Raw genomic sequence first — 22963 nt, forward strand, 5'->3', positions numbered from 1 at the left:
CAAAGCCTGACCCATAACCGGAGAAGAACATGATTAAGCTCGGCATCGTGATGGACCCCATCGCAAACATTAACATTAAGAAAGATTCCAGCTTCGCTATGCTGCTGGAAGCGCAGCGTCGCGGCTATGAACTCCACTATATGGAGATGAACGATCTGTACCTGATCAACGGTGAAGCCCGCGCACGTACCCGCATCGTTAACGTCGAGCAGAACTACGAAAAATGGTACGAATTCGGCACCGAGCAGGATATTGCCCTGGCCAACCTTAACGTGATCCTGATGCGTAAAGATCCGCCGTTCGACACCGAATACATTTACTCCACCTATATCCTTGAGCGTGCCGAAGAGAAAGGCACGCTGATCGTCAACAAGCCGCAGAGCCTGCGCGACTGCAACGAGAAGCTCTATACCGCATGGTTCTCTGACCTGACGCCGGAAACGCTGGTCACCCGCAGCAAAACGCAGCTGAAAGAATTCTGGCAGAAGCACGGCGACATCATCATGAAGCCGCTGGACGGCATGGGCGGCGCATCGATCTTCCGCGTGAAAGAGGGCGACCCGAACATTGGCGTGATTGCCGAAACGCTGACCGAGCTGGGGACCCGCTACTGCATGGCGCAAAACTATCTGCCGGCCATTAAAGACGGTGACAAGCGTGTGCTGGTTGTAGACGGCGAGCCGGTGCCTTACTGCCTGGCGCGTATCCCGCAGGGTGGTGAAACCCGTGGCAACCTGGCGGCCGGAGGTCGTGGCGAACCGCGTCCGTTAAGCGAAAGCGACTGGGAAATTGCCCGCCGCGTCGGCCCTACGCTGAAAGCCAAAGGCCTGATCTTCGTTGGCCTCGATATTATCGGCGATCGTCTGACCGAAGTGAACGTCACCAGCCCGACCTGCATTCGTGAGATCGAAGCGGAATTCCCGATCTCGATCACCGGAATGCTGATGGACGCTATCGAAAAACGTTTACAGAAATAACCTGTGACAGCGCCTGTGTTTATCCCCATACTGGGCGCTGTCGCTTTTTAAACCAGGAAACAGTACCTCTGACAATGAATTTACAGCATCACTTTCTTATTGCCATGCCTGCTCTCCAGGATCCGATTTTCCGCCGCGCCGTGGTCTATATTTGCGAATACAACGAAGACGGCGCAATGGGGATTATCATCAATAAGCCGCTGGAAAACCTTCAGGTCGAAGGCATTCTGGACAAGCTGAAAATCCCTGCTGAAGCGCGGCTGCCGGAAATCCGTCTTGATAAACCGGTGATGCTCGGCGGACCGCTTGCAGAAGATCGTGGCTTTATCCTGCATACCCCGCCGGTTTTCTCGTCCAGCATTCGTATCTCCGATAACACCGTCGTCACCACCTCTCGCGATGTGCTCGAAACACTGGGCACGGCAAATCAGCCTTCTGAGGTGCTGGTTGCGCTCGGCTACGCTTCCTGGGAAAAAGGGCAGCTGGAACAAGAAATTCTGGACAACGCCTGGCTGACGGCCCCTGCGGATATGAATATCCTGTTTAAAACCCCTATCGCCGATCGCTGGCGTGACGCGGCAAAACTGATTGGCATTGATATTCTGACCATGCCTGGCGTTGCGGGGCACGCGTAATGAGCGGCACCCTTCTCGCCTTTGACTTCGGCACCAAAAGCATCGGCGTCGCTGTGGGTCAACGGATCACCGGCACCGCCCGCCCGCTCACGGCGCTGAAAGCTAACGACGGCACGCCGGACTGGAACCTTATTGAGCGCTTGCTCAAAGAGTGGCAGCCGGACGACGTGATTGTCGGTCTGCCGTTGAACATGGACGGCACCGAGCAGCCGCTTACCGCCCGCGCGCGCAAGTTCGCGAACAAAATTCATGGCCGCTTTGGTGTCTCCGTTAAGCTGCACGATGAACGTTTGAGCACCGTCGAGGCACGCGCTGGCCTGTTCGAGCACGGTGGCTTCCGGGCGTTGAACAAAGGCAGCGTGGATTCAGCTTCAGCCGTCATTATCCTCGAAAGCTATTTCGAACAGGGTTACTGAGCGCCGGGGCCTACAGCCGCCCCTGCGCCCGTCGCTCCGCCAGACTCTGCTCAAAGTTCTGCATCCCCGCCTGCTGCCCCGTTTGAATAATGCCCGGCAGTTGCCAGGTTTTGCCTTCGCGGATCAGGTTTGCCGCCGCCGACGTATTCACCAGTAGCTCATACAGCGCCACGCGCCCGCCCTGGACATCCTGACGCAGCTTCTGCGCCAGTACCGCACGCAGGCTTCCCGCCAGCTGATTACGAACCGGATCTTTCTCCTGCGCCGGGAAGGTATCGACCAGGCGCTCGATCGCCTGCGCCGCACCGCGCGTGTGCAGCGTGGCCAACACCAGATGGCCAGTCTCAGCCGCCGTCAGCGCCAGGCGTATCGTCTCGCTGTCGCGCAGCTCACCAAGCAGAATCACATCCGGATCTTCACGCAGCGCACTGCGCAGGGCCTCGGCAAAGGACGGGCTATGCTGGCCTATCTCCCGCTGCCGGATGAGGCAACGTTGGCTCTGGTACATAAACTCCACCGGATCTTCCAGGGTCAGAATGTGCCCGTCCGTATGGTGATTGAGAAAATCGACCATCGCGGCCAGGGTGGTCGATTTCCCGCTGCCGGTGGCGCCGGTGACCAGAATCAGGCCATTGTCATTGGACAAAAGCTCCGGGATCGCGCGCGGCACGCCTAGCGCAGAGAGCTGCGGACACGTCAGCGGCAACAGGCGTAGCGCGATCGAAACGCCGTGCATATGCTTAAACGCACTGCCGCGCAGCCGCTGACCGCCTGTGAGGGTAACGGCAAAATCTACCTGCCCGTTTGCCCACCAGGCGCCCTGCTGTTCGTCATTGAGCCACGCTTTTAATAACGCCTCCACATCCGGGGGCGGAAACGGCGCAGGTTCAAGACGGCCTGACCTGCGCCAGCGCGGTGGTGAATCACTGCACAGGTGTAGATCGGAGACGTTATGCTTTACACTAAGGGCCACAATTTCTTCCACATCCATAGACAACTCCTCGGAAAATGAACGACATTGCGCATAACCTGGCACAGGTCCGGGACAAAATCTCAGCCGCGGCAACGCGTTGCGGCCGTGCTTCAGAAGAAATTACGTTGCTTGCAGTCAGCAAAACCAAGCCTGCGAGCGCCATCGCAGAAGCGATAGCCGCCGGTCATCGTGCCTTTGGTGAAAACTATGTGCAGGAAGGCGTAGATAAGATTCGCGCTTTCCGGGAGCGGGGAAATACAGACCTGCAGTGGCACTTTATCGGTCCGCTACAGTCGAACAAAAGCCGTCTGGTAGCAGAGCACTTCGACTGGTGTCACACCATCGATCGTCTGCGTATCGCTACCCGTTTGAGCGACCAGCGCCCTATGGAGATGCCAGCGCTTAACGTGCTGATTCAAATCAACATCAGTGATGAAAACAGCAAGTCCGGCATTACGCTGAGCGAACTGGATGCGCTGGCGGCGGACGTGGCGGCGCTGCCGCGCTTAACCCTGCGCGGACTGATGGCCATTCCGGCACCAGAGTCAAGTTATGAAAGGCAGTTTGCCGTAGCACAGCAAATGGCTGTAGCATTTGAGGCGCTTAAAGCGCGCTATGACACGGTAGACACGCTTTCTCTGGGCATGTCGGACGATATGGAAGCCGCCATCGCGGCAGGCAGCACCATGGTGCGCATCGGCACAGCAATTTTCGGTGCGCGCGATTACACCCAATAATAAGGAAACCTGAGGAACGCCATGAAGACGTTGACTTTCCTGCTTTCAACGGTCATTGAACTGTATACGATGGCGCTGCTACTGCGCGTCTGGATGCAGTGGGCCCGTTGTGATTTTTACAATCCATTCTCACAATTTATCGTGAAAATCACGCAGCCCATTGTGGGGCCGCTTCGCCGCATCATTCCGGCAATGGGGCCGATTGACAGTTCATCTCTGCTGATGGCGTTTATTCTGAGCGTTATCAAAGCGATCGTGCTGTTTATGGTCATCACTTTCCAGCCGATTATCTGGATTTCAGCCGTTCTGATCCTGGTTAAAACCGTCGGCTCGCTGATCTTCTGGGTCCTGCTGGTGATGGCGATTATGAGCTGGGTAAGCCGGGGCCGTAGCCCGGTGGAGTACGCGTTGATTCAGCTGACTGAACCATTGCTGCGTCCGATCCGTAGCCTGCTGCCTGCGATGGGCGGAATCGACTTCTCCCCGATGCTTCTCGTTTTGCTGCTGTACGTGCTGAATATGGGTATCGCGGAACTGTTACAGGCGACGGGTAATATGCTGCTGCCGGGGCTGTGGATGGCGTTATGAGTGCAGTTAGCCCCTGCGCCGACGGGCTGGTTTTACGGCTGTACATTCAGCCGAAAGCCAGCCGCGACAGCATTGTTGGGCTGCATGGCGACGAGCTAAAAGTCGCCATCACTGCCCCGCCCGTTGACGGCCAGGCGAATGCGCATCTGACTAAATATCTGGCAAAACAGTTTCGCGTCGCTAAAAGCCAGGTCATCATTGAGAAAGGTGAACTTGGCCGGCATAAACAGGTAAAAATCCTTAACCCGCAATCTATCCCGACGGAAGTCGCGGCTCTGAAAGAACAGGACTAAACCATGCAGAAAGTTGTTCTCGCCACCGGTAACGCCGGTAAAGTGCGCGAGCTGGCCTCGCTATTAAATGATTTTGGGCTGGACGTGGTGGCCCAGACCGAGCTGGGCGTGGAATCCGCCGAAGAGACCGGCCTGACGTTTATCGAAAACGCCATTCTGAAAGCGCGCCATGCGGCGCAGATCACCGGACTGCCCGCGATAGCTGATGACTCCGGTCTGGCCGTGGATTTTCTGGGCGGTGCGCCGGGGATTTACTCCGCCCGCTATTCCGGGGTGGACGCCACCGACCAGCAGAATCTGGAAAAGCTGCTTGTGGCCCTGAAAGACGTCCCTGACGAACAGCGTACCGCGCAGTTCCACTGCGTGCTGGTCTACATGCGTCACGCGGAAGATCCCACGCCGATTGTCTGTCACGGCAGCTGGCCGGGCGTGATCACCCGTGAAGCGGCGGGCAACGGCGGCTTTGGTTACGACCCGATTTTCTTTGTCCCGACCGAGGGAAAAACCGCTGCGGAACTCACCCGCGAAGAGAAAAGCGCGATCTCCCACCGTGGACGCGCCCTGAAACTGTTACTGGAAGCACTGCGTAATGGCTAATTTGCCGCCTCTGAGTCTTTATATTCACATCCCATGGTGCGTGCAGAAATGTCCGTACTGTGATTTCAACTCGCACGCGCTGAAGGGTGAAGTGCCGCACGATGATTACGTCGCGCATCTGCTGGCCGATCTGGATGCCGATGTACCGTACGCACAGGGACGTGAAGTGAAGACCATTTTTATTGGTGGCGGTACGCCGAGCCTGCTTTCAGGCCCGGCGATGCAGACGCTGCTGGATGGCGTGCGCGCACGCCTGAACCTGGCAGCGGATGCTGAAATTACGATGGAAGCCAACCCCGGCACCGTTGAGGCCGACCGTTTTGTCGAGTACCAGCGTGCGGGCGTGAACCGTATCTCTATCGGCGTGCAGAGCTTTAGCGAGCCAAAGCTGAAGCGTCTGGGGCGCATTCACGGCCCGGAAGAGGCAAAGCGCGCGGCAAACCTGGCAACGGGGCTTGGGCTGCGCAGCTTTAACCTCGACCTGATGCACGGCCTGCCGGATCAGTCGCTCGAAGAAGCGCTGGACGATTTGCGTCAGGCGATTGAACTGAACCCGCCGCATCTGTCGTGGTATCAGTTGACCATTGAACCGAACACCCTGTTTGGTTCCCGTCCTCCAGTGCTGCCGGACGATGACGCGCTGTGGGATATCTTCGAGCAGGGCCACCAGCTTTTGACCGCGGCGGGGTATCAGCAATACGAAACCTCGGCGTATGCGAAGCCGGGCTATCAGTGTCAGCACAACCTGAACTACTGGCGCTTTGGTGATTATCTGGGGATTGGCTGCGGGGCACACGGCAAAGTGACCTTCCCGGACGGGCGCATTCTGCGCACTGCAAAAACGCGTCATCCGCGCGGGTTTATGGAAGGCCGCTACCTGGAGCGTCAGCATGACGTCGAGGCGGTGGATAAGCCGTTTGAGTTCTTTATGAACCGCTTCCGTCTGCTGGAAGCCGCACCGCGCGCGGAGTTTGCGCTCTACACCGGGTTGTCAGAGTCGGTGATTCGTCCGCAGATTGACGAGGCGTTGGCGCAGGGGTATCTGACCGAGTGTAATGAGTACTGGCAGATCACCGAGCACGGTAAGCTGTTCCTAAACTCCCTTCTTGAGCTGTTCCTCGCTGAAAATCCTGAAGGCTGATTCAGGATTTTACATCCCGTTCTGCTGGTTGAGGGAAAGGCTGGCAGAGTGTGGGGATGGAAAAATCAAAACAACTCCGCAAACAAATGACACCCGAAGAATTACGCCTCTGGTATCTGCTCAGAGGTCGCCGCTTCTTTGGGTATAAGTTTCGCCGACAGATGCCGGTTGGGCCGTACATCGTGGATTTTGCCTGCTTTAAGGCGAAACTGATTGTTGAGCTGGACGGGGGGCAACATCAGGATAAAGAGGCCTATGACTCTCGTCGCACCGAGTTTTTGAATGCGAACGGCTGGGAAGTCGTACGGTTCTGGAATCATGAATTCAGGGCTAATGAGGAGGAGATGCTGATGGCTATTCTGCAACGATTGCAATGCCTGATGCCCTCACCCTAACCCTCTCCCACAGGGAGAGGGAAATGGTTACTCCCTCTCCCCTGGGGAGAGGGCCGGGGTGAGGGGCCCTACGCGCAGAGGCGTTACTTCAGCGTCCCCACCAGCGCCTTCCGGCTGTCTTCCAGGGACACCACGCGTTTACACACGTCTTTGCCGAACTGCTGGAAATCGGCTTCCTGATTCTTCCACTCGTTCTGAATCGAGGTTTGCAGTCCGCCCAGGCTACCCAGTACTCCCTGCAACGGATTACCGCCGCCTTTCAGCACCGCTTTGGCGCCCATCTCGTTGATGCTGTCCTGGAGAATGCCGCCCATCGCCTGGTTCACCAGCTGCTGACCGTCGTCTCGCACCTGATCGATCGCCTTATAGTGGAACGTCAGGCCATCAGAGCGCGTCTCAATAATGCGGTTCATCTGTTCTTTCAGCTGTTTATCCAGCTTCGTCAGGCGGGTGCGCATATTGCTGCTCTCCCCCACCTCTTTGGTGATGATTTTATCCAGCGCCACGCGGCCCTTCTCAACGCGGGTCAGCGCGCCATCGTTTATCCATGGCAGCGCGGTACGCAACTCGGCCTGGTAGTCCATCGCCTGCTCGCGCTGGGCGGCCGTCAGGTTTTGCTGTTTGCCGTTAAACGTCACGTTGCCATCCGGCGTGATCACCAGATTGCCATTCTCGCCCTTAACCTGCACGGTTTGCGGGCTTAATACCACGTCGTCACGCGGGGTGACGCTACATTTATACTCCGCATGGGCGGTGGTTCCGATTGCCAGTAAAGCAACCGCCAGCAACGTTTTACGCATCTTCAACACTCCCTCAGACAAAATGGGCCAGCTAATGCTGGCCCCGTTCTTGCTTTATTAGTCCCACCAAACGTCGAAAAGTTCGCTGACGCGGACATCTTCCAGTTTGTGGTCTTCAAGCCATTTGCGTACCAGCGCCTGATGTTCTTCGGTGCATTTCCCCACTTCCTGGGTGCAAATCAGACCTTCCCACGCCAGATAGCCGCTACCGTCGAAGGCCAGCTTGTTGGGTTCGATCACCTCGTTGATGAACGCATCAACGTCCTGATCGATCTGCTCAACGCTGGTGCCTTCCGGGAAACGCCAGGCAACGGAGAAACCCACTTCCTGGAATTCTTCGATGTGCATCTTTTTACGCAGACGACGGCTACGATTCTTTGCCATTATTTCACCCTCTCGAACATTAAGTCCCATACGCCGTGACCAAGACGATGGCCACGCTGTTCAAATTTTGTCACCGGACGTGAATCCGGACGCGGTACGTAGTCGTTGCTTTCAGACTGGTTTTTATACCCGTCCAGCGACGACATCACTTCCAGCATGTGTTCCGCATAAGGTTCCCAGTCGGTCGCCATGTGGAAGACGCCGCCCAGCTTAAGCTTACTTTTCACCAGCTCGGCAAACGGCGCCTGAACGATACGGCGTTTATTATGACGCGCTTTGTGCCACGGGTCAGGGAAAAAGAGCTGAACCATGTTCAAAGAATTGTCAGGAATCATTTTGTGCAGCACTTCCACCGCGTCGTGACACATAATGCGCAGGTTCTCAACGCCCTCTTCATGGGCCGTTGCCAGACACGCACCGACGCCTGGCGAGTGCACTTCAATACCGAGGAAGTTCTGCTCCGGTCGCGCTTTCGCCATAGTGACCAGCGAGGTGCCCATGCCAAAACCGATCTCCAGCGTCACTGGCGCATCGCGGCCAAACAGCTCGGTAAAGTCGAGCGGCTGCTCGCTGAACTCAACGCCCATCACCGGCCAGTAGTTGTCCAGCGCGTGTTGCTGCCCTTTTGTCAGGCGGCCCTGACGGCGGACAAAGCTGCGAATACGGCGCAGCGGGCGACCGTTTTCATCAAATTCCGGTGAAATGACGTCGTTTTTCATAAAAGAGTTGTCTGCTTGTGAGAGTGTACGGGAAACGGGCATTATCCAAAGTTAAGGCTTCTATGCAAGCATGGGAAAGATCCGGTTTACAGCAGATTGACGCTGTGCTGCAATCTGCCTCCCTGATTAAGCGAATCGATGACCATGCAAGCCTCTCAATTTTCAGCCCAGGTGCTGGACTGGTACGACAAATACGGGCGTAAAACCCTGCCCTGGCAAATTGAAAAAACGCCTTACAAAGTATGGCTCTCCGAGGTGATGTTGCAACAAACGCAGGTCGCGACGGTCATACCTTATTTCGAGCGTTTTATGGCGCGCTTCCCGACAATCACCGATCTGGCCAAAGCGCCGTTAGACGAGGTACTGCACCTGTGGACAGGCCTCGGCTATTACGCCCGCGCGCGTAACCTGCACAAAGCCGCACAGCAGGTCGCCACCCGCCACAACGGTAAATTCCCGGAAACCTTTGACGAGGTGGCGGATTTGCCCGGCGTCGGGCGTTCAACCGCAGGCGCAATCCTTTCCCTGTCTTTAGGCAAGCATTTCCCTATTCTCGACGGCAACGTCAAGCGCGTGCTGGCACGCTGCTACGCCGTAGAAGGCTGGCCGGGCAAGAAAGAGGTTGAGAAGCGCCTGTGGGAGATCAGTGAAGCGGTCACTCCGGCGAAAGGGGTGGAGCGTTTTAACCAGGCGATGATGGATCTGGGCGCGATGGTCTGCACCCGTTCAAAACCGAAGTGCGAACTCTGCCCGGTAAATAACCTCTGCGTGGCCTATGCGAACCACTCCTGGGCGCAGTATCCGGGGAAAAAACCGAAGCAGACGCTGCCTGAACGCACCGGGTACATGCTGCTGATGCAGCATGGCGACGAGGTGTTTCTCGCCCAGCGCCCGCCGAGTGGCCTGTGGGGTGGTCTATACTGCTTCCCACAGTTTGAGGATGAAGCTTCGCTTCGGGCATGGCTTGAACAGCGCGGCATTGCGGCCGATACCCTGACGCAACTCAACGCGTTCCGTCATACCTTCAGCCATTTCCATCTGGATATTGTGCCTATGTGGCTTCCCGTGTCCTCATTCACCTCCTGCATGGATGAAGGCACCGCTCTCTGGTATAACTTAGCGCAACCGCCATCAGTCGGGCTGGCGGCTCCCGTGGAGCGCCTGTTACAGCAATTACGTGTCGGTGCAATGGTTTAGCATCGGCAAGACAAAGAGGAATGAGTATGGCCAGAACCATTTTTTGTACTTTCCTGCAGCGCGACGCTGAAGGCCAGGATTTCCAGCTCTACCCGGGCGACCTGGGTAAACGCATTTACAACGAGATCTCCAAAGAAGCCTGGGGACAGTGGCAGAAAAAACAGACCATGCTGATCAACGAGAAAAAGCTCAGCATGATGAACCCGGAACACCGCAAGCTGCTGGAGCAGGAGATGGTGAACTTCCTGTTCGAGGGTAAAGACGTCCACATCGAAGGCTATACGCCACCGGAAAAATAATACTCTGCGGCTGCTGCCCGGCGGCGCTGCGCTTGCACGGGCCTACGGTTATGTAGGCCGGGTAAGCGCAGCGCCACCCGGCAACAGCAACCTCAAAGCAAACACAACACGCACTCCCGGAATGATGAAAAAACTATTAGCGCTAGCACTTGTTGCGCCGTTGCTTGTGTCTTGTTCTTCCAAAAAGGGCGATAGCTATAACGAAGCCTGGGTTAAGGACACCAACGGTTTTGACATTTTGATGGGGCAGTTTGCCCATAACATCGAGAACATATGGGGATTTAACGAAGTTCTTATTGCCGGACCGAAGGACTACGTTAAGTATACCGACGCCTATCAGACCCGTAGCCACATCAACTTCGATGACGGTACGATTACGATTGAAACCATCGCGGGGACTGAACCTGCGGCGCATTTACGTCAGGCCATCATCAAAACCCTGCTGATGGGCGACGATCCGGGATCTATCGATCTCTACTCTGATGCCGATGACATCACTATCTCCAAAGAGCCATTCCTGTATGGGCAGGTCGTTGACCAGACCGGTCAGCCGATTCGCTGGGAAGGGCGCGCGACGAACTTCGCAGACTATTTGCTGCAAACGCGCCTGAAAAGCCGCACCAATGGCCTGAAGGTGATCTATAGCGTTACGATCAACCTGGTGCCGAACCACCTCGACAAGCGTGCGCATAAGTATCTGGGCATGGTGCGTCAGGCGTCGCGTAAGTATGGCGTGGATGAGTCGCTGATCCTGGCGATTATGCAGACCGAATCCTCGTTCAACCCGTATGCGGTGAGCCGTTCCGACGCGCTGGGGCTGATGCAGGTTGTGCAGCACAGCGCCGGTAAAGACGTGTTCCGCGCGCAGGGGAAATCCGGTACGCCGAGCCGCAGCTACCTGTTTGACCCGCAAAGCAACATTGATACCGGTACCGCATATCTGGCGATGCTGAACAATGTTTATCTCGGCGGGATTGATAACCCGACTTCACGTCGCTATGCGGTGATCACCGCCTACAACGGCGGCGCGGGCAGCGTCCTGCGCGTCTTCTCGAACGATAAAGTTCAGGCCGCGAACATCATCAACAGCATGGCGCCGGGGGATGTCTACTCAACCCTCACCACTCGCCACCCGTCTGCGGAATCCCGCCGCTATCTGTATAAGGTGAATACGGCGCAGAAGAACTATCGTCGTCGCTAGAAACCAACACCACCCCTCACCCTACCCTCTCCCCAAAGGGGAGAGGGTTAGGGTGAGGGGGCATCAGACCGCACTCACTCCACCCCACCCATACAAAAATGCTATTTGCATCACAATCCAAACTGCAAATTAATGTGGATTGCATTTTTTTGCGGGAGGTAACAAAACATATCGTTGCCAACTGATAGAATTGCATCAAATAACAACCCTGAATGTTCCTATAACAACATATCTCCCGCTCACTTGTGAGGAAAGTAACATGAACCTTAAGCTGCAGCTTAAAATCTTGTCGTTTCTGCAGTTCTGCCTGTGGGGTAGCTGGCTGACTACACTCGGCTCCTATATGTTTGTGACGCTCAAGTTCGATGGTGCGTCAATCGGTGCCGTCTACAGCTCGCTGGGTATTGCGGCTGTTTTCATGCCAACGCTGCTCGGTATCGTGGCAGATAAATGGTTAAGTGCGAAATGGCTGTATATGCTTTGCCATCTGGTGGGTGCGGGGACGCTGTTTATGGCGGCCGAAGTGACCACGCCGGGGGCGATGTTTATGGTGATCCTGCTTAACTCGCTGGCGTATATGCCAACGCTTGGCCTGATCAACACCATCTCCTACTACCGCCTGAAATCTGCCGGTCTGGATATCGTCACCGACTTCCCGCCAATCCGTATCTGGGGCACCATCGGCTTTATCATGGCAATGTGGGGCGTGAGCTTCGCGGGCTTCGAGCTGAGCCACATGCAGCTGTATATTGGTGCCGCGCTCTCCGTGCTGCTGGCGCTGTTCACCCTGACGCTGCCCACCATTCCGGTTTCTAACCAGCAGAAAAACCAGAGCTGGAGCACCATGCTTGGCCTGGATGCCTTCGCCCTGTTCAAAAACAAGCGCATGGCGATCTTCTTTATTTTCTCCATGCTGCTGGGGGCGGAACTGCAAATCACCAACATGTTCGGTAATACCTTCCTGCACAGCTTCGATAACGATCCGCTGTTTGCCGGGAGCTTTATCGTTGAACACGCGTCGGTGATGATGTCCATCTCGCAGATCTCTGAGACGCTGTTCATCCTGACCATCCCGTTCTTCCTGAGCCGCTACGGCATCAAGAACGTCATGCTGATCAGTATCGCTGCCTGGATGTTGCGCTTCGGTCTGTTCGCCTACGGCGACCCAAGCGCGTTCGGTACCGTGCTGCTGGTTCTGTCGATGATTGTTTACGGCTGCGCCTTCGACTTCTTCAATATCTCCGGCTCGGTGTTTGTAGAAAAAGAGGTGAAACCTGAAATTCGCGCCAGCGCGCAGGGCATGTTCCTGATGATGACCAACGGCTTCGGCTGTATTCTGGGCGGCGTGGTGAGCGGTAAAGTGGTTGAGATGTATACCACCAACGGCATCACCAACTGGCAGCCAGTGTGGCTGATCTTCGCCGGGTACTCATTGGTGCTGTTCTTCGCGTTCATCGTGCTGTTCAAGTACAAGCACGTACGCGAACCACACGGTGCGCAGCCGATCGCGCATTGATTGTTGTGCCCGGTGGCGGCTTCGCCTTACCGGGCCTACAAACCGCAAACCGTAGGCCGGGTAAGCGTTAGCGCCACCCGGCTATTTTATTCCAGACAGCACCCACCCCACCGACAGCAAATCCGCGCTGCCGCCCGGACTCAGGTTTCGTTCAATCAACGCGTTATCCATCCTAAGTAACGCATCCTGATCCCAGCCGTTCGCCAGCAGCTCCTGCGCATAACCCTGGACGTAGCGCAGCCCTTCAGTGCCGCCGCGCGAAACGAGATTACTGTCCTGGTTGATGGCCATCAGGCGCAATAACAGGTCATGAAGGGTGTTTCCCTTCCACTGAGCCAACGCCTTACGCACCGTGCTGAAGCCGCTTTCTGCCTCACCGCGCGCGCCGGTTAAACCGTACTGTTGAAACTGTCGCTCTCCCGCCGTTGCCTGCCCGCAGCGCCCGCCCAGTTCCCGCGCCACGAGCCCACGACAGATGTTACTTACCTCACAACAGAGGCTATCCGCAGAGATATTTTTCACACGTCCGGCGGCGAAGCAGAGCAAACCAAGGGCAAAAATCCCGCCCTTGTGCGTGTTCACCCCGCCCGTGGCGGCGTACATCGCCTGCTCACAGGCCATTCCCATCGGGCGGATAATCCGTAGCTGCTCTCCAGCAGGTTTTTCCGCATGTGCTTCACCCAGTTCCGCAAAACGGGCAAACCACGGCGTAATCGCCGCAATGCTGCGGAGGAATAAGGTATGGTCCATATCGCGATGGGAGCCGTTATTGAGCCTGTCCACCAGCCCCGGTTTGGGCGTCAGCTCCAGCTCCTGCCACAGCGCCTCTGCGGCAAGCGCAGGGACATCAACCGGGCGCGGTTTAGTCGCGAGCAAACCAGTCATCTATCATCTTCTCCACGCGGGAAACCACCTGCTCAACGGGATGGTGCCGAGAACGGGAACAGGCGTGGGCAGGCTCGTCGCAAATCAGACAGCGCCTGAGGTGTGAACCCAACGACTGACGGCCAACGTGGCCGTTTTCAGGGCAGATCACATCCAGATCCCACAGTCTGCCGAGCGGGTGCGTCTGCTCCAGTTCAGCACAGTGCGCTTTAATTTCCGCCGCCGGATGCGCGACGCACCACAGCGCTTCAGGTCCGGTGGGTAGCCAGAGCACCTGGCGGTCCAGCACCTGCCAGCGGTTTTCCCACAGCAGCTGGTCGCACATCTGTAACGCCACGCCCATGGTGTTGCGATAGCGCAGGCTGTCTTTGATTTGCCCGGGCGTGACCAGCGTTAGGGAGATCACCGGTTGTTGATAGTGCGCAAGCATGTCAGCCTGGCGCGCTGCGCGGCGCTCTTTCGCCGCCAGCAGCGCGTCCAGGCTGACACCCGTCCGCACGGGTGTCGCAATAGTCATATTCACTCCTTTACCTGTCGAACGGTGTCGATCACGCTGCCGTCGCGGTAGCGGATCACCCCGACAATTTTGTCGGTGAACTCAATCGGTTTCGGTACGCCGGTCAGGGAAATCGCCCGCTCATAGAGCGCGTTGATATCTACAACCTTCAGGCCTGCTTCCATGAGTCGTTCGCGGATCTCCGGGCGCGCCGGGTTGACCGCAATACCGTGGTCGGTGACCAGCACGTCAATGCTCTCCCCCGGCGTGAGGCGCGTGGTAACGCGCTTCACGACGGTCGGGATGCGGCTTCGCAGCAGCGGCGCGACCACAATGGTCAGGTTGGCTGCCGACGCCACGTCGCAGTGCCCGCCGGATGCGCCGCGCATCACGCCGTCGGATCCGGTGATGACGTTGACGTTAAAATCGACGTCGATTTCCAGCGCGCTGAGGATCACCACGTCGAGCTGGTCGCAGCTTGCCGCCTTGCTGCCGGGGTTGGCGTAGACGTTGGTGGAGATCTCCACGTGGTTCGGGTTGCGCGCCAGCGAGGCCGCCGCCTGGCCGTCAAAGCACTGGGTGTCGAGCAGCTTTTCGATGAGCCCCTTCTCGTGCAAATCCACCAGGCTGCCGGTGATACCGCCAAGGGCGAAGCGCGCCTTCACGCCGCTGCGCTCCATCTTCTCTTCCATAAAGCGGGTGCAGGCGGTCGCCGCCGCGCCGGAGCCGGTCTGCATCGAGAAGCCCGGTTTAAAGTAACCAGAGTGTTCAATCACGTCCGCCGCATAGCGGGCAATCATCAGCTCGCGCGGGTTGCTGGTGACGCGCGCCGCACCGACGCTGATTTTCGCCGGGTCGCCCACGCTCTCCACCTGCACGATGTAGTCCACCTGATCCTGCACCAGGCTGGCGGGCATATTCGGGAACGGCACCAGCTCTTCGGTCAGCAGCACCACCTTACGGGCAAAGTGTGCGTCCACCATGGCGTAGCCCAGCGAACCGCAGCACGATTTGCCCTGCGTGCCGTTGGCGTTGCCAAACTCATCGCTGCACGGCACGCCGAGAAATGCCACGTCGATATTCAGCTCGCCATCCTGGAGCAGCTTCACGCGCCCGCCGTGGGAGTGAATTTGTACCGGCTCGTCCATCAGCCCGTGGGAGATGGCCTCCGCCAGCCTGCCGCGCATACCGGAGGTGTAAATTCGGGCGATCACGCCGCTTTGAATATGCTCGATCAGCGCGTCGTTGCAGGTCATCAGCGAGCTGGAGGCCAGGGTCAAATTTTTAAAACCCATCCGCGCCAGCAGCGCCACAACGGTGTTGATCACCCGGTCGCCTTCGCGAAAGGCATGGTGGAAAGAGATGGTCATCCCGTCCTGCAAGCCGCTGCGCATGACGGCTTCTTCGAGGGAGGCGCAAAGCTTACGGTTGTGTTTCGCCTCGCTGTCCGCCAGCCACGGCGTCGCGCTGTGGGCGGTATCAAAAGGCTTCAGATCCCGCAGATGGGGGAAATTCACATGGAGAAGTTCTGTCTGATTCATTATGTCATCCTTACCGACGCACGCCGGAGGCCGCCGCGCGCTCCAGCACCACCTGCGCGTGGTTAATAATCGGTGCATCCACCATTTTGCCGTTGAGCGACACCACGCCCAGGCCGTTACGCTCGCCCTCTTCTGCCGCTTCAATCACCCGTTTCGCGTGATCCACCTCTTCCTGAGTCGGGGCGTAGGCGTTGTGCAGCAGGTCAATCTGGCGCGGGTTAATCAGCGATTTGCCGTTAAAGCCCATCTTGCGGATCAGATCGACCTCGCGCAGGAACCCGGCTTCGTCGTTAACGTCTGACCACACCACGTCGAAAGCGTCGATGCCCGCAGCGCGGGCGGCGTGCAGCACGGCGCAGCGGGCGTAGAACAGCTCGGTGCCGTCGCCGCGCTCGGTCTGCATGTCCATTACGTAGTCAAAGGCGGCCAGCGCGATGCCGATAAGGCGCGGGGAGCTGCGGGCAATCGCCACGGCGTTGATGACGCCAATGGCCGATTCAATCGCCGCCATCACGCGGGTGGAACCTACTTCACGCCCGCACTCTTGCTCAATGCGCTCCAGGTGGCCTTCCAGCTCGTAGATATCGTCCGGGGTGTCGGTTTTCGGCAGGCGAATCACGTCTACGCCCGCGCGCACGGCGGCCTCCAGATCCAGCAGGCCAAACGGCGTGCTCAGCGGGTTAATACGCACCACGGTTTCGATATCCTGATACATCGGGTGCTGCAACGCGTGGAACACCAGCATGCGTGCGGTGTCTTTCTCGCGCAGGGCCACGGCGTCCTCAAGGTCAAACATGATGGAGTCGGGGCGGTAGATAAAGGCGGTGGAGAGCATGGCGGCATTGGCGCCCGGCAGGAACAGCATACTGCGGCGGAGTTTGCTCATTTCAGCGCCCCCCAGTTGATGGCCTGTTCATCGGCTGCACGCAGAAGCGCGCTTTGCAGGCGGGCGCGGATCACACAGTCCAGCGCCCCTTTGTCTTCAATAATGATTAATCCCTGGTGCACGTTCATGGCGCGCAATGTGTCGTTGACCACCTGGCGTATTTGCTCGCCAAACTGCTTAATCACTTCACTGTGGATGACAATCTCCAGCTCACCGTGAGCGGGGGCGATTTTCACCATCAGGTCGCTGGACTCCTGCGTTCCGGCCAGCGCCTCCCTTACAATATTCATGATAAATTCCTGATAGTTATGCGACTTCCGCACTCGCACGATAATGTGCTTCGAGGTGCGCGAAGGTGGAGTCCGGGACAATCTCCCGGATCCGGGAAAACTGCTGTGTCTTGAGTAAACGGCGCACTTCCGAGGCCGAAATGGCGTTGCCGGTGGCTTTGATGCGCGGCATTTCCACCACGTCGATGTGCGAGGCCAGCAGATCGTGCAGCGTCTGGTTGTACTGGCGGGTGATATCGCAGAACGGTTCCGAACCAATAAAACGGTGCGTGATGCCCAGCGCCGGGGCGATAAAGTCCCGGAAGATCAGCACGTCGATCTCGCTCCACGCCTGCTGCACTTTGCCGGTCTCCTTCAGGAAGTAGGCCGGAAACGTGGCGCGGGAGATGATGTACTGCGAGCCTTCATGCACCACCACGTTCGGCAGATGCGCCACGCCCGCGCGCACCATCTCAAGGCGCGCGCTGAACGGGAAGAACGAGGCGTCTTCACGCACCACGAACAGATGCAGAGCATCGCACTGCGCCGCCGCCTGCTCCACCAGATGACGGTGACCGAGGGTGAACGGGTTGGCGTTCATCACGATGGCACCAATCTTCTCCCCACACTTGCGGCTAGCGCGCAGGGATCGGCAGTAGCGCACGATCCCTTGCGGAGTGTTCTCCATTAGCACCGCGTTGTTCCCGCTCTGGGCAACCGGCCAGAAACCGCTGCGGCCAAAGCGCTCCTTATTACACGGACGGGTGCAGAGGAAGAGGTGAAAATGGCCGCGCTCCAGCGCCGCATTTTCCACCTCTGCCAGCAGACGCGCGCTGAGGTTTTCCCCACGAAGCTGCTCGTTGACCGCCACGCACTTGATGACGTTGGCAGCAAGCCCGGCGCAACCCACCAGCTGCGCGCCGGACCAGGCTTCAACAAACAGCGTGATGTCGTTGTCCAGGCCAAGGCCGCTGTCTGCCAGCAGGTAGCGGATCTGGCTTAAGCGTTCCGGGTGTTTCGCCACAACGGTGTGGCGAAAATCAATGGGTTGCGATTGCATGCTGCCGCCTTACTCAGTGCGCTGCCGCGAGCCCGACGGCTGGCGCTTCCACGATCACGTTGCTCAGATGACCGATATGCTCGATCTCTACCTCAATGCGATCCCCCTCCTTCATAAACAGTGGCGGGTTGCGCTTTTTACCCACCCCGCCAGGCGAGCCGGTGATGATCACGTCGCCCGGGCTGAGACGGGTGAAGGTGCTGATGTATTCGATCAGCTCCGCCACCTTGTGGATCATGCTGCTGGTGTTGTCCTCCTGCACCATGCGGCCGTTCAGCCAGGTGCGGATCGCCAGGCTGTGCGGGTCCGGGATCTCATCCGCCGTCGCCATCCACGGGCCGAACGCCCCGGTCTGCCGCCAGTTTTTCCCGGCGGTGAACCAGGTGTGCTGCCAGTCGCGGGCGGAGCCGTCCATGTAGCAGCTGTAGCCCGCCACGTGGCGCAGGGCGTCGTCGCGGCTGATGTTCTCCCCGCCTTTGCCGATGATCACCGCCAGCTCGCCTTCGTAGTCGAATTCGCTGGAGTGGCGCGGCTTCAGCACCGGTTCGTTGTGGCCGGTCTGTGAATCCGGGAAGCGGACAAACAGCGTCGGGGCCGGGTTGTGCTGGTCAAACTCCTTGCGCTTGTCGGCATAGTTCATGCCCACGCAGAGAATTTTTTCCGGCTGGACAATCACCGGTAAGAAGGTGATGGCGTTCAGCGGTACATCCACCGCGTCGTTCAGAAAACGGGTGGCCTGCGCCAGCCCGTTCCCCTGCAACAGCGCTTTAAGGTCGCCATAGCGGTCGCCCAGGCGGCGGCCTAAATCAATCACGCCCTCGGCCTGAACGATGCCGTAGCTGCGTTTACCCTGGTATAAAAAGCTTGCGAGTTTCATTGTTCTTTCCTGAAAACTTAAACGAGGAAGTTGCCCAGAATCAGCAGTGAGACAGAGACGTTAATCGCCCCGCCGATACGGGTAGCAATCTGGGCGAATGGCATCAGGCTCATGCGGTTGCCTGCGGTCAGGATCGCCACGTCACCAGTACCGCCCTGCCCGCTCTGACAGCAGGAGACGATGGCGACATCAATCGGGTGCATACCAATCTTTTTGCCAACGAAGAATCCGGTTGCCACCAGCGCGGAAACGGTGCTGATAATCACCAGCAGGTTGCTGACGGTGAACGCCGCCACCAGTTCATGCCATGGGGTAATCGCCACGCCAACGGCGAAGAGAATCGGGTAGGTCACGGAGGTCTGGAAGAATTTGTACACCACCTGAGAACCCTCCAGCAGACGCGGAGAGGCGCCATTGCAGAGCTTCACCAGCACCGCCATAAACAGCATACCGACCGGCGCTGGCAGACCAATCAGCTTGTGACCGAGCATGCCTAGCATGTACAGCAGCACCGCCAGCAGCGCGCCGGAGGCGATGGTGGTCACATCCGCTTTGCCGGAGAACGCGGGTTGAGAGACGGTGGCATCGGCGTTGGCGCGGTTAGGCATCAGCTGGCCTTCACCGGTCAGGTGCGGGTAGCGTTTCCCGAGCTGGTTGAGGCAACCGGAGATGATGATCGCCGTCAGGCCGCCGAGCATTACCATCGGCAGCACGCGGCCGAGCGCCACGCCCTGATCCATGTGCAGCAGGGTGGCATAGCCGATAGAGAGCGGGATCGCCCCTTCCCCGACGCCGCCCGCCATGATCGGCAGAATGATAAAGAAGAAGATCTGGAACGGCTCGAGGCCCAGCGCCAGCCCAACGCCCATGCCGACAATCATGCCGACGATTTCACCGCACAGCATCGGGAAGAAGATGCGCAGGAAGCCCTGGATCAGCACGGTGCGGTTCATGCTCATGATGCTGCCGACAATAATGCAGCAGATATAGAGGTAGAGAATATTGGTGGATTTATAGAATTTGGTCGTGGACTCGACCACCACGTCCGGCAGCAGGCCGTAATAGACCAACGCGGAAGGGATAAAGGTGGCGCAAATTGCCGCCGCGCCGAGTTTGCCGACAATCGGCAGGCGTTTGCCGAACTCACCGCAGGCAAAGCCGAAGAAGGCCAGCGTGGCCACCATGACTACGATGTCGCTCGGCAGTTTTCCGCCCAGGCAATCTATCGCAATCAGCGCGCCCGCCAGAACGAACAGTGGCAGAGGAATAATGCCGATTTTCCAGGTATCCATAATATGCCACCAGCGCTCTTTGAGCGATGGCCGCTGAATATCAATCGGGTCGTGGGTAACAGAGAATGAATCGTCAGTTGTGCTCATAATAAGCCCCTTAGTTATTTTGTGCGTCCAGCTTAGAGTCACAAAGGCTTACTTTATGTGAGGAATGGCATATTAAAAGCGAAGTTTTAATGGCCGCTATGGTTTTAATGGTTTCTTTTATTTAATGTGATTTATGCCTTATTTATTACCGTGGTTTTTATGGTTTCTTTTCTTAACTGAACAAAGAAATAACATTTATTCATTTAGCCTTAAGAGGATAAGACTTTCGGAAAAATCTTTTACAGGCTGCGCTGTGCAAGGGATCACAAGTTTTCGGCAAAGCGGGCATCCTGGCCTTAAAAGATGATATATTCAGCCGACCTGTTGATATCTCGCGTGATAGTTATGAAAGTATCGTTTCAGATCAAGCTGTTTATTTCGCTGGTCGCCTTTTTCTCAGTGCTGTTCGCATTACTGGGCGGATATTATTATGTCGATGTCGGCAGGCAGCTTTATCAGGAAATGAGCGCGCGCGCAAAAATACAGGCCGAAGAAATTGCGCTTATTCCTTCTTTGCGAAAAGAAGTCGAACAAAAGGATATCCAGGGCATCCATGACTTTATGCAGAAAATAGCCGCCCGCAGCGACGCCAGTTTTATTGTGATTGGTGACAATAAAGGGCTGCATCTTTTCCATTCCGTGTTTGCCGACCGGGTAGGCAAAACGCTGGTTGGCGGAGACAACGACGAGGTATTACACGGCAAAAGCACCATCACCATCCGCAAGGGCGGGTTAGGCATTTCGCTGCGCAGCAAAGCGCCCATTTTTAATGATGCCGGGCAGGTGGTGGGGATTGTTTCGGTAGGCTATCTCACAAGCTATCTGGACACCATCACCGTCAGCAAGGTGGTTAATATCCTGATTGCCGCCGTGCTGCTGCTTATCGCCCTGTTTATTTTCTCCTGGTTCTTCACCCGCAGCATCAAGAAGCAGATATTCTCTCTGGAGCCGCGCGAAATCGGCCTGCTGGTGCGTCAGCAAAAGGCGATGATGGAATCCATTTATGAAGGGGTGATTGCCATCGACGACGATCTCCGCATTGAGGTGATTAACCAGGCGGCGCGTAAATTATTAGGCTTACGCCAGCCCGCCCGCGAACTGCGGGGTCAACTCATCAGCCAGGTGATCGCGCCCGTCCCGTTCTTTAACGCGCAAACCATGCTTGCGAAAGACACCCACGATGAGATCTGTCGCTTTAACGATCTCACGGTCATTGCCAGCCGGGTGCGGATCATGCTGGAAGATGCGTTGCAGGGCTGGGTGATCACCTTTCGCGATCGCAACGAGATCGACTCGCTCAGCGCCCAGCTCAGCCAGGTGAAGCGCTATGTTGATAACCTGCGCATTATGCGCCATGAACAGCTGAACCGCATGACCACGCTGTCCGGCCTGCTGCATATGGGCCGTTATGACGAGGCAATTCGCTATATACAGGCGCAGTCGGAACACGCTCAGGAGCTGCTGGACTTTATCTCGTCCCGCTTTAGCTCCCCGACGCTGTGCGGTTTGCTGCTTGGAAAGGCCGCCCGCGCGCGTGAAAAAGGCGTTGAGCTGAGCTTCGATCCAGCCTGCCGGGTGGACAAACCCTTCCTGCCGCTGCTCGAATCGGAACTAGTCTCGATCATCGGGAACTTGCTGGATAACGCCATCGAAGCGACCCAGCGCGCCCCGCTCCCGCATGCCCCGGTAGACGTGCTAATAAAGTTGAACGAGCAGGAACTGATTATTGAAGTCGCCGACCAGGGCGTCGGCATCACACCGGAGATCCGCGACCGGATCTTTGAGCGCGGCATCACTACCAAAACGCGCGGCGATCACGGTATTGGCCTGTATCTGATTGAAAGCTACGTCACGCAGGCTGGCGGTGCAATTGAAGTTGCCGATAACACCCCACGCGGTGCCATTTTCTCACTGTTTATTCCCGCCACGGGAACGGTCCGGCACCCCGTACAGGAACTGGAAGATACCGACTATGCAACATGATCTTATCGACGTACTGATTGTTGAAGACGAGAACGAACTGGCGCAACTGCACGCGGAGCTTATCGGTAAACATCCGCGCCTGAGGCTGGTGGGGATTGCCGCGTCACTGGCCGACGCGCAGGTACAACTGGAGAGCAAACAGCCGAAGCTGATGCTGCTGGATAACTATCTGCCGGACGGCAAAGGCATCACCCTTATCAGCAACCCGATGCTCACCCGCGCCAACTGCTCGGTGATTTTCATCACCGCCGCCAGCGATATGGACACCTGTAGCCAGGCCATTCGTAACGGCGCGTTCGACTACATCCTCAAGCCGGTTTCCTGGAAGCGCCTGAGCCAGTCGCTGGAACGTTTTGTGCAGTTTGCCGAACAGCAGCGCGTCTGGAAGATTGTCGACCAGCAGAACGTGGATTCACTCTATCAGCTACAGGCGAAAAATTATCGACTGGACAACGGCAGCAAAGGGATAGAGGAGAACACGCTGGCGCGGGTGCAAACGCTGTTTAACAACAAGGCGGCGCACTGCTTTACGGTGGATGAGGTGGTGAGCGAGACGGGACTGAGTAAAACCACCACCCGGCGCTATCTGGAACACTGCGTGGAGGTGGGTTTTCTGACGGTGGAGATGCTGTACGGGAAGATTGGGCATCCGAGAAGGATGTACCGGCGTAGTGCGACTTAACTCCCCTCACCCCGGCCCTCTCCCCAAAGGGGCGAGG

The 22963-nt window shown here is 57.3% G+C and carries 27 protein-coding genes; 15 read left to right on the forward strand and 12 right to left on the reverse strand.

Annotated features, from left to right (window positions below):
- Positions 1-29 precede the first annotated feature (29 nt).
- The 3 genes from gshB to ruvX all read left to right on the forward strand — a co-directional run bounded on the left by gshB (position 30) and on the right by ruvX (position 2028).
- Positions 30-977: a glutathione synthase gene (gshB, locus tag ACQG11_RS05000; protein ID WP_426728215.1), complete on the forward strand. Its 948-nt coding sequence runs from the start codon at positions 30-32 to the stop codon at positions 975-977.
- Between the two features lie 74 nt (positions 978-1051).
- A complete protein-coding gene (locus ACQG11_RS05005; RefSeq protein WP_022649353.1) occupies positions 1052-1612 on the forward strand; it encodes a YqgE/AlgH family protein in 561 nt (186 codons plus the stop codon).
- Positions 1612-2028 carry a Holliday junction resolvase RuvX gene (gene ruvX / locus ACQG11_RS05010; RefSeq protein ID WP_006811925.1) on the forward strand — a complete coding sequence of 139 codons (417 nt, stop codon included), beginning with the start codon at positions 1612-1614 and terminating at the stop codon, positions 2026-2028. The genes ACQG11_RS05005 and ruvX overlap by 1 nt, the downstream gene beginning before the upstream one ends.
- A gap of 10 nt (positions 2029-2038) precedes the next feature.
- Here the strand turns inward: ruvX and ACQG11_RS05015 are convergent, their stop codons facing one another.
- Positions 2039-3019, reverse strand: a complete 981-nt coding sequence (locus ACQG11_RS05015; protein WP_032676501.1) for a type IV pilus twitching motility protein PilT — start codon at positions 3017-3019, stop codon at positions 2039-2041.
- A 17-nt stretch (positions 3020-3036) separates the two neighbouring features.
- On the opposite strand from ACQG11_RS05015, the gene ACQG11_RS05020 reads away from it, so the two are divergent.
- Genes ACQG11_RS05020 through ACQG11_RS05045 form a run of 6 tightly spaced genes read left to right on the forward strand, consistent with a single transcriptional unit; the run spans position 3037 to position 6752 of the window.
- Positions 3037-3738, forward strand: a complete 702-nt coding sequence (locus tag ACQG11_RS05020) for a YggS family pyridoxal phosphate-dependent enzyme (RefSeq protein ID WP_023298569.1) — start codon at positions 3037-3039, stop codon at positions 3736-3738.
- Between the two features lie 21 nt (positions 3739-3759).
- The gene (locus ACQG11_RS05025) at positions 3760-4326 is read left to right on the forward strand and encodes a YggT family protein (protein WP_003860024.1); all 567 of its coding nucleotides are present in this window, start codon (positions 3760-3762) and stop codon (positions 4324-4326) included.
- Positions 4323-4619, forward strand: a complete 297-nt coding sequence (yggU, locus tag ACQG11_RS05030) for a DUF167 family protein YggU (RefSeq protein WP_023304404.1) — start codon at positions 4323-4325, stop codon at positions 4617-4619. Before ACQG11_RS05025 ends, yggU begins: the two co-directional genes overlap by 4 nt.
- Before the next feature lie 3 nt (positions 4620-4622).
- Entirely contained in the window at positions 4623-5216 is a 594-nt protein-coding gene (locus ACQG11_RS05035) for an XTP/dITP diphosphatase (protein WP_045327517.1), read from the forward strand.
- Positions 5209-6357 (forward strand): radical SAM family heme chaperone HemW, encoded by a 1149-nt coding sequence (hemW, locus tag ACQG11_RS05040; protein WP_038416710.1) that lies wholly within the window; start codon positions 5209-5211, stop codon positions 6355-6357. Before ACQG11_RS05035 ends, hemW begins: the two co-directional genes overlap by 8 nt.
- Before the next feature lie 56 nt (positions 6358-6413).
- Positions 6414-6752, forward strand: a complete 339-nt coding sequence (locus ACQG11_RS05045) for an endonuclease domain-containing protein (RefSeq protein ID WP_023298571.1) — start codon at positions 6414-6416, stop codon at positions 6750-6752.
- Positions 6753-6835: 83 nt separating this feature from the next.
- Here ACQG11_RS05045 and ACQG11_RS05050 read toward each other — a convergent pair whose 3' ends face one another.
- The 3 genes from ACQG11_RS05050 to trmB are packed head-to-tail and all read right to left on the reverse strand — an operon-like array spanning position 6836 to position 8655.
- Entirely contained in the window at positions 6836-7552 is a 717-nt protein-coding gene (locus tag ACQG11_RS05050) for a DUF2884 domain-containing protein (protein ID WP_426728216.1), read from the reverse strand.
- Positions 7553-7609: 57 nt separating this feature from the next.
- Complete coding sequence (locus tag ACQG11_RS05055) at positions 7610-7936, reverse strand: YggL family protein (RefSeq protein ID WP_003862421.1); 327 nt, start codon at positions 7934-7936, stop codon at positions 7610-7612.
- Entirely contained in the window at positions 7936-8655 is a 720-nt protein-coding gene (trmB, locus tag ACQG11_RS05060) for a tRNA (guanosine(46)-N7)-methyltransferase TrmB (protein WP_426728217.1), read from the reverse strand. The genes ACQG11_RS05055 and trmB overlap by 1 nt, the downstream gene beginning before the upstream one ends.
- Before the next feature lie 144 nt (positions 8656-8799).
- Here trmB and mutY point away from each other — a divergent pair, with 144 nt between their 5' ends.
- The 4 genes from mutY to ACQG11_RS05080 all read left to right on the forward strand — a co-directional run bounded on the left by mutY (position 8800) and on the right by ACQG11_RS05080 (position 12868).
- On the forward strand, positions 8800-9852 hold the full coding sequence (gene mutY, locus ACQG11_RS05065; RefSeq protein ID WP_426728218.1) for an A/G-specific adenine glycosylase: 1053 nt from the start codon (positions 8800-8802) through the stop codon (positions 9850-9852).
- Positions 9853-9878: 26 nt separating this feature from the next.
- Positions 9879-10151: an oxidative damage protection protein gene (locus ACQG11_RS05070; RefSeq protein ID WP_003862425.1), complete on the forward strand. Its 273-nt coding sequence runs from the start codon at positions 9879-9881 to the stop codon at positions 10149-10151.
- Between the two features lie 124 nt (positions 10152-10275).
- Positions 10276-11352 (forward strand): membrane-bound lytic murein transglycosylase MltC, encoded by a 1077-nt coding sequence (gene mltC / locus ACQG11_RS05075; protein ID WP_032621902.1) that lies wholly within the window; start codon positions 10276-10278, stop codon positions 11350-11352.
- 259 nt (positions 11353-11611) lie between these two features.
- Positions 11612-12868: a nucleoside permease gene (locus ACQG11_RS05080; protein ID WP_022649364.1), complete on the forward strand. Its 1257-nt coding sequence runs from the start codon at positions 11612-11614 to the stop codon at positions 12866-12868.
- A gap of 81 nt (positions 12869-12949) precedes the next feature.
- Here the strand turns inward: ACQG11_RS05080 and citG are convergent, their stop codons facing one another.
- From citG to ACQG11_RS05120, 8 genes are read right to left on the reverse strand one after another with little or no spacing between them, the layout of a single operon-like run.
- A complete protein-coding gene (gene citG / locus ACQG11_RS05085) occupies positions 12950-13753 on the reverse strand; it encodes a triphosphoribosyl-dephospho-CoA synthase CitG (RefSeq protein WP_395036785.1) in 804 nt (267 codons plus the stop codon).
- Complete coding sequence (gene citX, locus ACQG11_RS05090; protein ID WP_426728219.1) at positions 13731-14270, reverse strand: citrate lyase holo-[acyl-carrier protein] synthase; 540 nt, start codon at positions 14268-14270, stop codon at positions 13731-13733. Before citX ends, citG begins: the two co-directional genes overlap by 23 nt.
- Positions 14271-14272: 2 nt before the next feature.
- Positions 14273-15790, reverse strand: a complete 1518-nt coding sequence (citF, locus tag ACQG11_RS05095) for a citrate lyase subunit alpha (protein ID WP_045308348.1) — start codon at positions 15788-15790, stop codon at positions 14273-14275.
- Positions 15791-15800: 10 nt separating this feature from the next.
- Positions 15801-16676: a citrate (pro-3S)-lyase subunit beta gene (gene citE / locus ACQG11_RS05100; protein WP_023306921.1), complete on the reverse strand. Its 876-nt coding sequence runs from the start codon at positions 16674-16676 to the stop codon at positions 15801-15803.
- Positions 16673-16966, reverse strand: coding sequence for a citrate lyase acyl carrier protein (citD, locus tag ACQG11_RS05105; RefSeq protein WP_017382935.1), 294 nt, complete (start codon positions 16964-16966; stop codon positions 16673-16675). Before citD ends, citE begins: the two co-directional genes overlap by 4 nt.
- Before the next feature lie 16 nt (positions 16967-16982).
- Complete coding sequence (gene citC / locus ACQG11_RS05110; RefSeq protein ID WP_022649369.1) at positions 16983-18005, reverse strand: [citrate (pro-3S)-lyase] ligase; 1023 nt, start codon at positions 18003-18005, stop codon at positions 16983-16985.
- Positions 18006-18018: 13 nt separating this feature from the next.
- The gene (locus ACQG11_RS05115; protein WP_015571851.1) at positions 18019-18882 is read right to left on the reverse strand and encodes a fumarylacetoacetate hydrolase family protein; all 864 of its coding nucleotides are present in this window, start codon (positions 18880-18882) and stop codon (positions 18019-18021) included.
- Positions 18883-18899: 17 nt separating this feature from the next.
- Complete coding sequence (locus ACQG11_RS05120) at positions 18900-20261, reverse strand: 2-hydroxycarboxylate transporter family protein (RefSeq protein ID WP_022649371.1); 1362 nt, start codon at positions 20259-20261, stop codon at positions 18900-18902.
- A 345-nt stretch (positions 20262-20606) separates the two neighbouring features.
- Here ACQG11_RS05120 and ACQG11_RS05125 point away from each other — a divergent pair, with 345 nt between their 5' ends.
- On the forward strand, positions 20607-22244 hold the full coding sequence (locus ACQG11_RS05125; RefSeq protein ID WP_022649372.1) for an ATP-binding protein: 1638 nt from the start codon (positions 20607-20609) through the stop codon (positions 22242-22244).
- Positions 22234-22926, forward strand: coding sequence for a response regulator (locus tag ACQG11_RS05130; RefSeq protein WP_426728220.1), 693 nt, complete (start codon positions 22234-22236; stop codon positions 22924-22926). The genes ACQG11_RS05125 and ACQG11_RS05130 overlap by 11 nt, the downstream gene beginning before the upstream one ends.
- Positions 22927-22963 lie beyond the last annotated feature (37 nt).

Source organism: Enterobacter cloacae complex sp. 372C4 (genome assembly GCF_050030615.1).
Classification (GTDB): domain Bacteria; phylum Pseudomonadota; class Gammaproteobacteria; order Enterobacterales; family Enterobacteriaceae; genus Enterobacter; species Enterobacter intestinihominis.